Origin of the sequence: Enterococcus pingfangensis, from assembly GCF_005405205.1 — a bacterium.
In the GTDB taxonomy this organism is placed as follows: Bacteria; Bacillota; Bacilli; order Lactobacillales; family Enterococcaceae; genus Enterococcus_A; species Enterococcus_A pingfangensis.
In genome coordinates this window covers 194,047-207,019 of sequence record NZ_BJDP01000005.1, presented here as the reverse complement: position 1 = coordinate 207,019, position 12,973 = coordinate 194,047, and the positions used below count along the sequence as shown (strand labels likewise).

The window sequence follows — 12,973 nt, the reverse complement described above, 5'->3', positions numbered from 1 at the left end:
GTATTTTTATACAATTTGTGGAAAAGATAAAAGCTTTGGCTATTTTCTCTCTGGTTGTGGAAAACTCTTTGAAAAAATGATAAAGTAGGACTATCTGAATTTTATTAATAGGAGGCGACTTATTTGACCTCATTGGACAGTTTCTGGCAAGAATTGAAGGACAGTTATAAAAATGACCTCAATCCCGCCAGTTATGATGCCTGGGTAGGCACCGCTAGACCCTTAGCTTTAACAAACAATCAATTAACGATCGAAGTGACCAGTGATCTGCATAAACGCTACTGGGAGAAACATTTGGCCGCAAAAATCGTTGAGATTGGTTTTAAAGTAACAGGAGACGAAATCATGCCGCTGTTTGTCACACCGGATGAAGCGCCGCCCGTCAGCATTGTAGAAAAAGCAGAAACTCCTAAAGTTGGTACAACCAAGCGAGCAATACTCAATCCAAAATATACTTTTGATACATTCGTCATCGGAAAAGGCAATCAAATGGCCCATGCTGCGGCATTAGTGGTAGCAGAAGAACCAGGATCGATCTACAATCCGCTGTTCTTCTATGGTGGTGTTGGTTTAGGGAAGACCCATTTGATGCATGCCATTGGTCATCAAATGCTGGCTATCAATCCGCAAGCAAAAGTGAAATATGTTTCTAGCGAGACTTTCGCAAATGACTTTATCAATTCAATCAAAAACAAAACATCTGAAGAGTTTCGCCAAGAATATCGTAAAGTTGATTTGCTATTAGTCGATGATATTCAATTTTTCGCGGACAAAGAGGCGACACAAGAAGAATTTTTCCATACTTTTGAAAATCTATATAATGATAATAAACAGATCGTACTAACTAGTGACCGGCTGCCAAATGAGATTCCTAAACTGCAAGAGCGGCTTGTTTCGCGCTTTGCCTGGGGATTGTCTGTCGACATCACACCACCCGATCTAGAAACACGAACAGCGATTTTACGGAAAAAAGCACAAGCAGAAAATCTTGAGATCCCTGATGATACTTTAAGTTATATCGCGGGACAGATCGATTCCAATATCCGCGAATTGGAAGGGGCGTTGGTCCGCGTTCAAGCTTTCGCTACAATGAATAGTGCCGACATCACCACGAGTATCGCGGCAGATGCCCTGAAAAGTTTGAAAGGGACCAGCAATGCGCAGCTTTCCATCAGCAAAATCCAAGAGGAAGTTGCTAAGTTTTATCATATCCAAGTAAAAGACCTTAAAGGGAAGAAACGAGTCAAAGCAATCGTTGTACCGCGACAGATTGCGATGTATTTAGCTCGTGAGATGACTGAAAATTCATTGCCGAAAATCGGAGCTGAATTTGGCGGGAAAGACCATACAACCGTTATCCATGCCCACGAAAAAATTGCCCGTTTGATGAAAGACGACCGCAGTATCCAGCAAGAAATCGCCGAGATTAAAAATCTGCTTCTCGGCTGACCTGTGGAAAATCATTGAAAAAAGACTTTTCTTATCCACACCTTTTCCACAAGTGGAAAACTTAACGGATCAAGCTTTTAGCAGACTTTTCCACATGATCAACAGGCCCTATTACTGTTATTACTTAATTTATTAACTAAATAATAAAACTAACGGCTTGTTCGCCGGACAATCTAAAACAAAACTAGAATCTTAAAATTTAAAACGAACTAATTAAACTGAAAAAGGAGTTCCATTATGAAATTTACGATCAATCGTGCTCGCTTCATTCAAGAATTACAAACTGTTCAACGTGCTATCTCGTCTAAAACGACTATCCCAATCTTAACTGGGGTAAAAATCGAGTTGAATCATGAAGGATTGAACTTAACTGGGAGCAATGCGGACATTTCCATCGAAACGTTTTTAGCTGCTGACGATGAAAAAGCCGAATTACAAATCGCAGAGACCGGCACAATTGTTTTACAAGCACGTTTCTTCAGCGAAATCATCCGCCGCTTGCCAGAAGCGACCTTTACGCTGGAAGTCCAAGAAAATCATCAAGTATTGATCACTTCCGGAGCCGCTCACTTTACCGTGAATGGTTTGGATGCCGACAATTATCCACATCTGCCGGTAGTAGAAGAACAAAATCAATTGAAATTACCTGTCCACATGTTGACAAAGTTGATCGGTGAAACGGTCTTTTCTGTTTCGCAACATGAAAGTCGTCCGATTTTGACTGGTGTTCATTTCACCATGGCAAACGGCCAGCTTTTAGCCGTAGCAACTGATTCTCATCGTTTAAGTCAAAGAATCGTTCCCGTTGAAAATGCGAATAACGATTTTGATATTGTGATTCCAGGAAAAAGTTTAGTGGAACTTTCTCGCTCATTATCTGATGAAGAGGCGGAAGTTGAGATCAGCATCATGGAAAATCAAGTTTTGTTCAAAACACCGTCAATGTATTTCTATTCTCGTTTGCTTGAAGGAAACTATCCTGATACGAATCGTTTGATCCCAACTAGCTTCAATACAGAACTGACTTTCTCAGTCCCAACTTTATTGGCAGCGATCGAACGGGCTTCCTTACTTTCACATGAGGGACGCAATAATATCGTTCGTTTAGCAATTGCCGACAACTCAGTGATTCTTTATGGGAATTCACCAGAAATCGGTAAAGTAGAAGAAGAATTGGTCTATGAAAAAGTGGAAGGCGAACCGTTAGAGATCTCATTCAATCCTGATTACATGAAAGATGCGTTGCGCGCTTTTGGGGATATGAGTATCAAGATTCAGTTCATCTCAGCGATCCGGCCATTTACATTGGAACCTAGCGAAGGCGATGTTTCCTTTATTCAATTGATCACGCCAGTGCGGACAAACTAAAAAAAACACAGTGAGTTTCACAAATTTTTTGAAAAATATGAAAAAATATGAAAAGAATAAAATTCCAGTAAAAGGTCTTAAAATCGTTTTTAAGACCTTTTTCTTTTTTTTGAGTAAAATAATTAAAACGGCTTAAAACTTCTTAAATCGAAAAATACAACAAGTTCATTTGTTTTATCGGTAAAAAAAGGGTATAATAAAGAGGTGTTTCTAGCATGAAAATGAGGGATGAATGTGAAACAAAAAATTTTTTTAGAAACAGAGTTCATGACGCTTGGTCAGTTATTAAAAGAGATCAATGTAATCTCTAGCGGTGGACAAGCCAAGTGGTTTTTAGCGGAAGAAACAGTATTTGTAGATGGCGAGTTGGAAAACCGCCGCGGCCGAAAGCTCTATCCGGGAATGATGATCGAGATTCCTGAGGTAGGAACTTTTTTTATGGTCAAAAATAAGGAAGAACAAGATGCGGCTGAATAAGCTTGAGCTGAGAAATTATCGTAATTATCTAGAGCTTCAGTTGGAATTTCCCAATCGTTTGAATATTTTTTTAGGGGAGAATGCCCAAGGAAAAACCAATCTTTTGGAAAGTATCTATGTTTTAGCGTTGACTCGCAGCCACCGAACCAGCAGTGAGCAGGAGTTGATCGGTTGGCAGGATGATTTTGCTCAGATTAAAGGTCGAATTGAACGCAAGACGAGTGAGCTGGAGTTGGAACTACTATTAACCAAAAAAGGTCGCAAATCCAAAGTCAATCATATCGAACAAAAGAAACTGAGCAGCTATATTGGTCAATTGAACGTCATTTTATTTGCGCCAGAAGATCTTTCCTTAGTGAAGGGGAGCCCGCAAACGAGACGACGCTTCATCGACATGGAATTAGGCCAGATCAATCCGGTCTATCTTTATGATCTGGCACAATATCAGCAGACATTGAAACAGCGCAACCTTTATTTGAAACAGCTGTCCGAGAAAAAGCAGACAGATGAGATCTATCTCGATATCTTAACGGAGCAGTTAGTGGATTTTGGCAGCAAGGTCTTAGCCAGTCGTCTTCTATTTGTTAAAAAGCTGGAATATTGGTCCAATGATCTTCACAGCAAGATCACCAATCAAAAAGAAGCATTGGCGATTGAATATGCTGCAAGTATCCCTTTGAAAGGCGAGAGTGTTGAAGAAATCCGTAGTGTTTTCCTGGCTGAATTACAGAAAAACCGCAAACGGGAGATTTTTAAAGGCAATACATTCTTAGGCCCTCATCGAGATGATTTGATTTTTAAGGTCAATCAGCAAAACGTGCAGACGTATGGGTCGCAAGGTCAGCAGCGGACTACTGCATTAAGTGTCAAATTGGCAGAGATCGATTTGATGAAAGAAGAAACAGGCGAATATCCGATTTTACTTTTAGATGACGTCATGAGCGAGCTTGATGATAGCCGTCAGATCCATTTATTGGAGACGATCGAAAACAAAGTCCAGACGTTTTTGACAACGACGACGTTGAATCATGTTGAAGGAAAGATGACGGTCCATCCGGATATTTTTTATGTCCAGCAAGGACAGATAGAAAGGAAAGAAACGTAGATGACAGAAGAGGAAAAGAGTTTACTAGAACGTGCTCAAGAGTACGACGCTAGTCAGATCCAGGTATTAGAAGGACTAGAAGCTGTCCGGAAGCGTCCTGGGATGTATATTGGTTCGACCAGTACGGAAGGATTGCACCACCTTGTATGGGAAATCGTAGATAACTCTATCGATGAAGCGTTAGCAGGTTTTGCGACGCATATCCATGTGGTGATTGAAGAAGATGACAGTATCACAGTCAGCGATGACGGACGCGGGATTCCAGTAGATATCCAAGCGAAAACGGGTCGTCCAGCGGTCGAAACTGTTTATACGATCTTGCATGCCGGCGGAAAATTCGGCGGCGGCGGATACAAAGTTTCTGGCGGGTTGCACGGTGTTGGGGCTTCTGTCGTGAATGCCTTGTCTGCCAGCTTAGATTTGCGTGTTTTCAAAAATGGTAAAATCTATTTCCAAGAATATCGTCGCGGAGCAGTCGTAGACGATTTAAAAGTGATCGGTGATACTGATCAGCACGGGACAACGGTTCACTTTGTACCTGATCCTGAAATTTTTACTGAATCGACTGTTTTCAATTTTGATAAATTGGCTACTCGTGTTCGTGAATTGGCGTTTTTGAATCGCGGATTGAAAATTTCGATTGAAGACAAACGGGCAGAAAATCCTGTTTTGCGTGAATTTCATTACGAAGGCGGGATCAAAAGTTATGTTGAACATCTAAACCATAGCAAAGCGGTTATTTTTGACGAACCGGTTTATGTGGAAGGCGAACAGCACGATATCACGGTCGAAGTCGCTATGCAGTATACAGACGGCTATCACACCAATATCTTGAGTTTTGCAAACAACATTCATACTTATGAAGGCGGGACCCATGAATTCGGGTTTAAAACAGCGTTGACTCGCGTGATCAATGATTATGCTCGTAAGCAAAAAATCATGAAAGACAACGACGAAAATCTTTCCGGTGAAGATGTGCGAGAAGGTTTGACGGCGGTTATCTCGATCAAGCATCCGGAACCACAGTTTGAAGGTCAGACTAAAACAAAACTTGGTAATTCTGAAGTTCGGACCGTTACGGACCGTCTTTTCTCAGAGAATTTCTTGAAGTTTTTGATGGAAAACCCATCAGTCGGCCGCCGGATCGTCGAAAAAGGCATGCTGGCAGCAAAAGCACGCTTAGCTGCTAAGCGCGCTCGGGAAGTGACTCGGCGCAAAGGCGCATTGGAGATCAGCAATCTGCCAGGGAAATTAGCCGATTGTTCAAGCAATGATCCAGAAAAATGTGAATTGTTTATCGTCGAAGGAGATTCCGCCGGCGGTTCAGCTAAACAGGGTCGCAGTCGAGAATTCCAAGCGATCTTGCCGATTCGTGGGAAAATCTTGAATGTGGAAAAAGCCTCAATGGATAAAATTTTGGCTAATGAAGAGATTCGGTCATTGTTTACCGCGATGGGAACTGGTTTTGGCGCCGATTTTGATGTGTCGAAAGCTCGTTACCACAAATTAGTTATCATGACGGATGCCGATGTCGATGGTGCGCATATTCGTACGTTGCTGTTGACGTTGTTCTATCGCTACATGCGTCCAATCGTGGAAGCCGGTTATGTTTATATCGCACAGCCACCATTGTACGGGATCAAACAAGGCAAAAATATTACGTATATCCAACCAGGTAAAAATGCAGAAGAAGAATTGGCGCAAAAAATCTCAGAATTGCCTGCGTCGCCTAAACCAAATATCCAACGTTACAAAGGGCTAGGTGAAATGGACGATCATCAATTGTGGGAAACAACGATGGATCCAGAAAATCGTTTGATGCTGCGGGTCAGTGTTGATGACGCGATCGAAGCGGATCAAGTCTTTGAAATGTTGATGGGGGATCGTGTAGAACCTCGTCGCGCGTTCATTGAAGAAAATGCACATTACGTTAAGAATTTGGATATTTAGTGAAGAGCTCAGTTTCTCATCACGTTTGTGTGATCAGCGAAATGACTTGCGTGATGAGAAACAGATTTATTTTTTAAGAAAAAATAAATTCATTAACACGAACTAGGAGGATCAATTTGGAAGATCGAAGAGAGAATATACATGACGTCAACCTAACCAGTGAGATGCGAGAATCCTTCATTGATTATGCAATGAGCGTTATTGTGGCACGTGCTTTACCCGATGTACGGGATGGTTTGAAACCTGTTCATCGTCGAATTTTATACGGAATGAATGAACTAGGGGTAACGCCTGATAAGCCTCATAAAAAATCTGCACGTATCGTTGGGGATGTAATGGGTAAGTATCATCCTCACGGCGACAGTGCGATCTATGAATCAATGGTGCGGATGGCGCAGTCATTCAGCTACCGCAATATGCTAGTCGACGGTCACGGAAACTTTGGTTCTGTCGATGGCGACGGCGCGGCAGCAATGCGTTATACCGAAGCGCGGTTAAGTAAAATCGCGATGGAAATGCTGCGAGATATCAATAAAGATACGGTTGATTTCCATGGCAACTATGACGACAGCGAACGAGAACCAGATGTATTGCCGGCACGTTTTCCTAATTTATTAGTCAACGGAGCTACTGGGATCGCGGTCGGGATGGCAACCAATATCCCACCGCACAATCTTAAAGAAGTCACAGCCGGAATCGAATTATTGATGGAAAATCCTGATGTTACGACCCAAGAATTGATGGAAGTGATTCCAGGACCAGATTTCCCAACTGGCGGTTTAGTTATGGGGAAATCCGGCATTCGTCGGGCCTATGAAACAGGTAAAGGTTCGATCACTGTCCGAGCAAAAATCGAGATTGAAGAACAAAAGAACGGCAAGGAACGAATCATCGTTACTGAATTGCCTTATATGGTCAATAAAGCCAAATTAATCGAACGGATTTCTGAATTGCACCGTGATAAACGGATCGAAGGAATCACTGATCTGCGGGATGAATCTTCTCGCGAAGGCATGCGGATCATGATTGAAGTTCGCCGCGATGTCAGCGCATCAGTTGTTTTGAATAATTTGTATAAAATGACTTCCTTGCAAACATCATTTAGTTTCAACATGTTGGCGATCGAAAAAGGTGTCCCTCGTATTTTAAATTTGAAACAAATCTTGGAAAACTATATCGAACACCAAAAAGAAGTTATCACTCGCCGGACGATTTTTGATAAGAAAAAAGCTGAAGCACGCGCACATATTTTAGAAGGATTGCGAATCGCATTGGATCATATTGATGAGATCATTGCGACGATCCGCAGTTCCGCTTCAGATGATATTGCGAAAGCGACTTTGATCGAACGTTTCAATTTATCCGATCGTCAAGCACAAGCAATCTTAGATATGCGTCTGCGCCGTTTAACAGGCTTAGAACGCGAGAAAATAGAAAATGAATACCAAGAGCTGTTGAAGACGATCAGCGACTTAGAAGACATTTTAGCGCGCCCTGAGCGTGTGACAGAAATCATTCGTACAGAACTAGCAGAAATTGCCGGCAAATTCGGTGATGCACGCCGCACGGAACTATTGATCGGTGAAGTTTTGAGCTTAGAAGACGAAGACTTGATTGAAGAAGAAGATGTCGTTATTACGTTGACCAGCAACGGGTATATCAAACGGGTTGCATCAACAGAGTTCCGCGCACAACGCCGCGGCGGACGAGGCGTGCAAGGAATGGGCATCCACAATGATGATTTCGTGAAGACGCTGATCTCTTGTTCGACGCATGATACGTTGCTGTTCTTTACAAACAGCGGTCGTGTTTATCGGGCGAAAGGTTACGAAGTGCCTGAATATGGACGTACAGCTAAAGGAATCCCTATTATTAATTTGCTGGGAATCGATTCAAATGAAACGATCCAAGCGGTGATTTCGGTCAATGGACAAGCAGAAGACGGTCATTTCTTATTCTTCGTTACGAAAAAAGGAACGGTCAAACGGACGACAGTCACCGCCTTTTCAAATATTCGAGCAAATGGTCTGATTGCAATCGGCTTGCGCGAAGGCGATGAATTGGTAAATGTGATGTCAACAGAAGGTGATGAAACGATTATTATCGGGACACACAATGGTTACTCGGTGACATTCAAAGAAGAAGCCGTCCGTGATATGGGGCGGACAGCAAGCGGGGTTCGCGGTATCCGGCTGCGTGAGGAAGACTATGTGATCGGTTCAGCGATGCTGAAGAAAGATCAAGAAGTTTTAGTCATCACGGAAAAAGGTTACGGCAAACGGACGAGAGCTGCTGAATATCCAATCAAAGGCCGCGGCGGTAAAGGAATCAAGACCGCCAACATCAAAGAAAAGAATGGCCCATTAGCCGGCTTGGCTACGGTTAACGGCGATGAAGATATCTTATTGATCACAGACAAAGGTGTTATCATCCGCTTCAACGTTGGCAGTGTTTCTCAAACCGGCCGTGCAACGTTAGGTGTCCGTCTGATGAAGATGGAAGAAAACACAAAAGTTGTCACGATGGCAATCGTTGAAAAAGAAGAAGAAGTACCTGAGACTGAGACACCTGAGCTAGCTGAAACAAGCGAGGTTATTGAAGTTTCTGAAGAAACAACGGATACAGAAGAATAAAATTTTAGAGGCTGGGAGCAATCCCAGTCTTTTTTCGTAACTTAAAGTAAAGAAACAATTGATTTTTGCAGGATGATTATGTATAATGAATATTTGTGAGTAGTCTATATATTTTAGATCGCTCTCCTTGCTCTTAAGACATTTAAGAGCCTTATAGTCCATAGGGAGGTGAAAATCAATGAGTCAAAACACGAAGTATGAAATCACATACATCATTCGTCCGAACATTGATGAAGAAGCAAAAACTGCTTTAGTAGAACGTTTCGATACAATTTTGAAAGATAATGGAGCAGAAATTATCGATTCAAAAGATTGGGAAAAACGCCGTTTCGCTTACGAAATGAACGGATTCCGTGAAGGCATCTACCATATCGTCAATGCAACTGCGCCAACAACAGCTAGTGCAGTTAACGAATTCGATCGTCTTGCAAAAATCAATGACGATATTATTCGTCACATGATCGTTAAGATTGAAGAATAATTGTTTCACGTGAAACAATTGACGAGAAGGGAGCTGGCTTTACTTTGATTAATAATGTTGTATTAGTTGGTCGTTTAACGAAAGATCCTGATTTACGTTATACAGCAAATGGGACAGGTGTTGCAACGTTTACCCTAGCGGTGAATCGTAATTTTACGAATCAAAGCGGGAATCGCGAAGCGGACTTTATCAATTGTGTGATTTGGCGGAAATCAGCTGAAACTTTAGCTAATTATGCGCGCAAGGGAACTCTTTTAGGTGTGACTGGCCGTATCCAAACCAGAAATTATGAAAATCAGCAAGGACAACGTGTCTATGTGACAGAAGTTGTTGCTGAAAACTTCCAGTTATTGGAATCACGTTCTGCAAATGAACAGCGTCAACAGAATCCAAATACAGGTTCTAGCGACAACTTCCAAGGCGGAGGAAATAATTTTGACAACAATTATAATCAATCCTCTCAGTCAGCTAAGAACACTATGCCTGACTTCGATCGAGATTCAGATCCTTTTAGCGGATCCTCAATCGACATTTCAGATGATGATTTACCATTCTAACAATTGAATAGGAGGGAAACGGAATGGCACAACAAAGAAGAGGTCGCAAACGTCGTAAAGTAGACTATATTGCTGCAAATCATATCGAACACATCGATTATAAAGATATCGAATTATTAAAACGTTTCATCAGCGAACGTGGTAAAATTTTACCTCGTCGTGTAACTGGAACAAGCGCTAAAAACCAACGTAAATTAACGATCGCCATCAAACGCGCACGTATTATGGGCTTATTAGCATTCGTTTCTGAAGAATAAAAAGTAATTTTCAAAAGAGACTTCGTTATGAAGTCTCTTTTTTGTGTTCCACGTGAAACATTCAAGAAAGTCGCATGCACAAGTAGACTGTGATAAAATTACACTGTTAGCTTGTCTGATCTTAAAGATAAGGAGTAGGAGGTCATAGATGAAAAAGAATCCTCAGTTGAAATGGTCCTTTTTCTTGCTCTGTTTACTGCTGATTCAATTAGCTGCACTTTTTTTGCTGCCGATTACTTTTAATATTTTGACGGCGGGAATTGTTCTAATAATTGATCTTTTGTTGTGGATCTATACAGTCGTTTTGCGTAATCGAATCGAGATCACCAATCAACAAAAAATCCAATACGCTTCTCGACGTGCGCAAGAAGCTTTAGCTTATGTATCTGATGACATGCCGGTGGGGATCATCACGTGGGATGATAACAACACGTTCAGTTGGACCAATCCAGCGATAACCGAGCGCGTCCGAAATTTAACTAAAGAAGATCAGCAAGATATGATCAACGAGTTGCTGCAGCGAGCAGAAAAAGGCAAGAGTATTTACAAGATAGATACGATTTTGTATCATTTTGAATTGAATCAGGAAAAGCGCGTCGTTTATTTAATCGATGTTACCAAAGAAAATACATTGGAAAATAAGGAAAAACAACAGCAAGCTGTTGTTGGGATCCTCTCAGTCGATAATTACGATGATGTGATCGATCGGCGGGATGATAAGGAAATTTCTAATTTGAACTCATTTATCACAACGATCATCTCTGATTGGATGGATTCTTATCATATCTTTTACAAACGTGTGAATCCCGAGCGCTTTTTTATTTTTGCGCGGTATGATGATTTAGAAAAAATGATTGAGAACAATTTTGATTTATTGGAACATATCCGGGTCTCAGCTGAAAAACAAGATATGCTGATCACGGTCAGCATGGGAATCAGCTATGGGACAGAATCAGTGGAAGTAATTGGTGCGGAGGCGCAAAATAATTTAGATATTGCATTAGTCCGCGGCGGTGATCAAGTCGTTGTTAAAAACGCGCAAGAAGGGCAAAAGCCGATCTTTTATGGCGGTAATTCTGCCAGCGCGGCGAAACGGACAAGGGTTCGTTCGCGTGCCATGTCAATGGCGCTGAAAAAAGTATTCGATCGAACAGGAAATGTCTTCGTGATGGGGCACCGTTTTCCTGATATGGATGCGATTGGTTCAGCTTTCGGAGTTGCCTGTCTAGCTCGCTACCATGATAAAAAAGTTCAGATCGTTATCAATGAAGAGGAAACAATCCCTGATGTGGAGCGTTGTTTGAAGGAAATTCATAAAAACGGTGAGCTGGAAGATCTATTGATCGCACCGGATGCTGCCAAAAAACAGCGTCGATCAGGTGATTTATTAGTGATGGTAGATTATCATCGTCCTTCTTTATCGATTGATCAAGAATTATATGAACAGTTTGAAAACATCGTCATCATTGATCATCACCGCAGAGGCGAAGAGTTTCCTGAAAAATCTTTATTGACCTATATCGAGTCTTCTGCATCTTCAGCTTCAGAATTAGTCACAGAGCTGATCCAATTTGAAAGCAATGAGCGGCAAAGAATGAGTAAAATGGAAGCAAGTCTGTTATTAGCGGGCATCACGGTCGATACAAAAAATTTCGCAGTCAGAACAACGGCGCGAACGTTCGATGTTGCCAGTTATTTAAAGACTTGTGGAGCAGATGCTTCTTTAGTACAATATTTATTGAGTACGGATATTCAATCCTATTTGGAAATTAGTAAACTAGTCGGCGAAAGCGAGTACGTCAAAGAGGATATTGTGGTTGCAACCGGAACGGATGAACAAGAGTATGACAGCGTAACTGCCGCAAAAACGGCGGATACATTATTATCGATGGTAGATATCAATGCCGCGTTTGTCATTATTAGACGAACCGATGGAGTAATCGCAATCAGCGCACGCAGTTCTGGGACGATTAACGTCCAAATAGTGATGGAAGCATTAGGCGGCGGTGGACATTTTACCAACGCGGCTACCCAATTGACGGATAGTACGATCGCGGAAGCGAAGAAACAGTTATTAGAGGTCATTAATCAACAGTTGACGGAGGGGACAGAAGAATGAAAGTAATTTTTTTACAAGATGTCAAAGGCAAAGGTAAAAAGGGCGATATTAAAGAAGTCCCAACGGGTTATGCCCAAAATTATTTATTAAAAAATAATTTAGCTAAAGAAGCGACTAAAGGCAGTATTTCTGAATTGAGCGGTCAAAAGAAAGCTCAAGATAAAAAAGCGGCAGAAGTTTTAGCCGAAGCTAAAGAACTAGCCGAATTTTTAGCCAAAGAAGAAACAGTCGTTGAAATCAAAGCAAAAGGCGGCGAAGACGGTCGTTTGTTTGGTTCGATCCCTTCAAAACAAATTGCGGAAGGTTTGAAGAAACAATATAATCTAAAAATCGACAAACGCAAAATCGAATTAGAAAATCCTATTCGCACACTTGGCTATACAAAGGTTCCAGTCAAACTTCATACTGAAGTTGAAGGAATCATTAAGGTGCATGTAATCGAGGAATAACTTATAGTAAACGAATAATTGCAAGAGAGTATGAGAGTTCTTGAAATTAAGAGAATTCCTCGTACTCTTTGTTGTATTTAGTGGGTAGATTTTGTAAAATAGATGGACGAAGAGGAGCGTAAATAGAC

Annotated in this window: 11 protein-coding genes; all 11 read left to right on the top strand. The window is 41.5% G+C overall.

Going from position 1 to position 12,973, the window contains the following annotated elements; translation table 11 throughout:
• The first annotated feature begins 123 nt into the window (after positions 1–123).
• The 11 genes from dnaA to rplI all read left to right on the top strand — a co-directional run bounded on the left by dnaA (position 124) and on the right by rplI (position 12,845).
• Entirely contained in the window at positions 124–1,449 is a 1,326-nt protein-coding gene (gene dnaA / locus FFM63_RS03980) for a chromosomal replication initiator protein DnaA (protein WP_137609034.1), read from the top strand.
• Positions 1,450–1,686: 237 nt separating this feature from the next.
• On the top strand, positions 1,687–2,817 hold the full coding sequence (dnaN, locus tag FFM63_RS03975) for a DNA polymerase III subunit beta (protein WP_137609033.1): 1,131 nt from the start codon (positions 1,687–1,689) through the stop codon (positions 2,815–2,817).
• A 234-nt stretch (positions 2,818–3,051) separates the two neighbouring features.
• Positions 3,052–3,294 (top strand): S4 domain-containing protein YaaA, encoded by a 243-nt coding sequence (gene yaaA, locus FFM63_RS03970; RefSeq protein ID WP_137609032.1) that lies wholly within the window; start codon positions 3,052–3,054, stop codon positions 3,292–3,294.
• Positions 3,281–4,399 carry a DNA replication/repair protein RecF gene (recF, locus tag FFM63_RS03965; RefSeq protein WP_137609031.1) on the top strand — a complete coding sequence of 373 codons (1,119 nt, stop codon included), beginning with the start codon at positions 3,281–3,283 and terminating at the stop codon, positions 4,397–4,399. Before yaaA ends, recF begins: the two co-directional genes overlap by 14 nt.
• Positions 4,400–6,349 carry a DNA topoisomerase (ATP-hydrolyzing) subunit B gene (gyrB, locus tag FFM63_RS03960; protein WP_137609030.1) on the top strand — a complete coding sequence of 650 codons (1,950 nt, stop codon included), beginning with the start codon at positions 4,400–4,402 and terminating at the stop codon, positions 6,347–6,349. It abuts the gene before it with no gap.
• A gap of 116 nt (positions 6,350–6,465) precedes the next feature.
• Positions 6,466–8,982, top strand: coding sequence for a DNA gyrase subunit A (gyrA, locus tag FFM63_RS03955; protein WP_137609029.1), 2,517 nt, complete (start codon positions 6,466–6,468; stop codon positions 8,980–8,982).
• A gap of 178 nt (positions 8,983–9,160) precedes the next feature.
• A complete protein-coding gene (rpsF, locus tag FFM63_RS03950) occupies positions 9,161–9,463 on the top strand; it encodes a 30S ribosomal protein S6 (RefSeq protein ID WP_010742561.1) in 303 nt (100 codons plus the stop codon).
• A 44-nt stretch (positions 9,464–9,507) separates the two neighbouring features.
• Positions 9,508–10,020 carry a single-stranded DNA-binding protein gene (gene ssb / locus FFM63_RS03945; protein ID WP_137609028.1) on the top strand — a complete coding sequence of 171 codons (513 nt, stop codon included), beginning with the start codon at positions 9,508–9,510 and terminating at the stop codon, positions 10,018–10,020.
• Between the two features lie 23 nt (positions 10,021–10,043).
• A complete protein-coding gene (rpsR, locus tag FFM63_RS03940) occupies positions 10,044–10,277 on the top strand; it encodes a 30S ribosomal protein S18 (protein WP_137609027.1) in 234 nt (77 codons plus the stop codon).
• Positions 10,278–10,425: 148 nt separating this feature from the next.
• Complete coding sequence (locus FFM63_RS03935; protein ID WP_137609026.1) at positions 10,426–12,396, top strand: DHH family phosphoesterase; 1,971 nt, start codon at positions 10,426–10,428, stop codon at positions 12,394–12,396.
• Complete coding sequence (gene rplI / locus FFM63_RS03930) at positions 12,393–12,845, top strand: 50S ribosomal protein L9 (protein ID WP_137609025.1); 453 nt, start codon at positions 12,393–12,395, stop codon at positions 12,843–12,845. Before FFM63_RS03935 ends, rplI begins: the two co-directional genes overlap by 4 nt.
• Positions 12,846–12,973 lie beyond the last annotated feature (128 nt).

Bases quoted from the DNA above. Each gene is read 5' to 3' on its own strand.
- rplI (WP_137609025.1), top strand. From the start codon at position 12,393: ATGAAAGTAATTTTTTTACAAGATGTCAAAGGCAAAGGTAAAAAGGGC.
- dnaN (WP_137609033.1), top strand. From the start codon at position 1,687: ATGAAATTTACGATCAATCGTGCTCGCTTCATTCAAGAATTACAAACT.
- rpsF (WP_010742561.1), top strand. From the start codon at position 9,161: ATGAGTCAAAACACGAAGTATGAAATCACATACATCATTCGTCCGAAC.
- rpsR (WP_137609027.1), top strand. From the start codon at position 10,044: ATGGCACAACAAAGAAGAGGTCGCAAACGTCGTAAAGTAGACTATATT.
- FFM63_RS03935 (WP_137609026.1), top strand. From the start codon at position 10,426: ATGAAAAAGAATCCTCAGTTGAAATGGTCCTTTTTCTTGCTCTGTTTA.
- recF (WP_137609031.1), top strand. From the start codon at position 3,281: ATGCGGCTGAATAAGCTTGAGCTGAGAAATTATCGTAATTATCTAGAG.
- gyrB (WP_137609030.1), top strand. From the start codon at position 4,400: ATGACAGAAGAGGAAAAGAGTTTACTAGAACGTGCTCAAGAGTACGAC.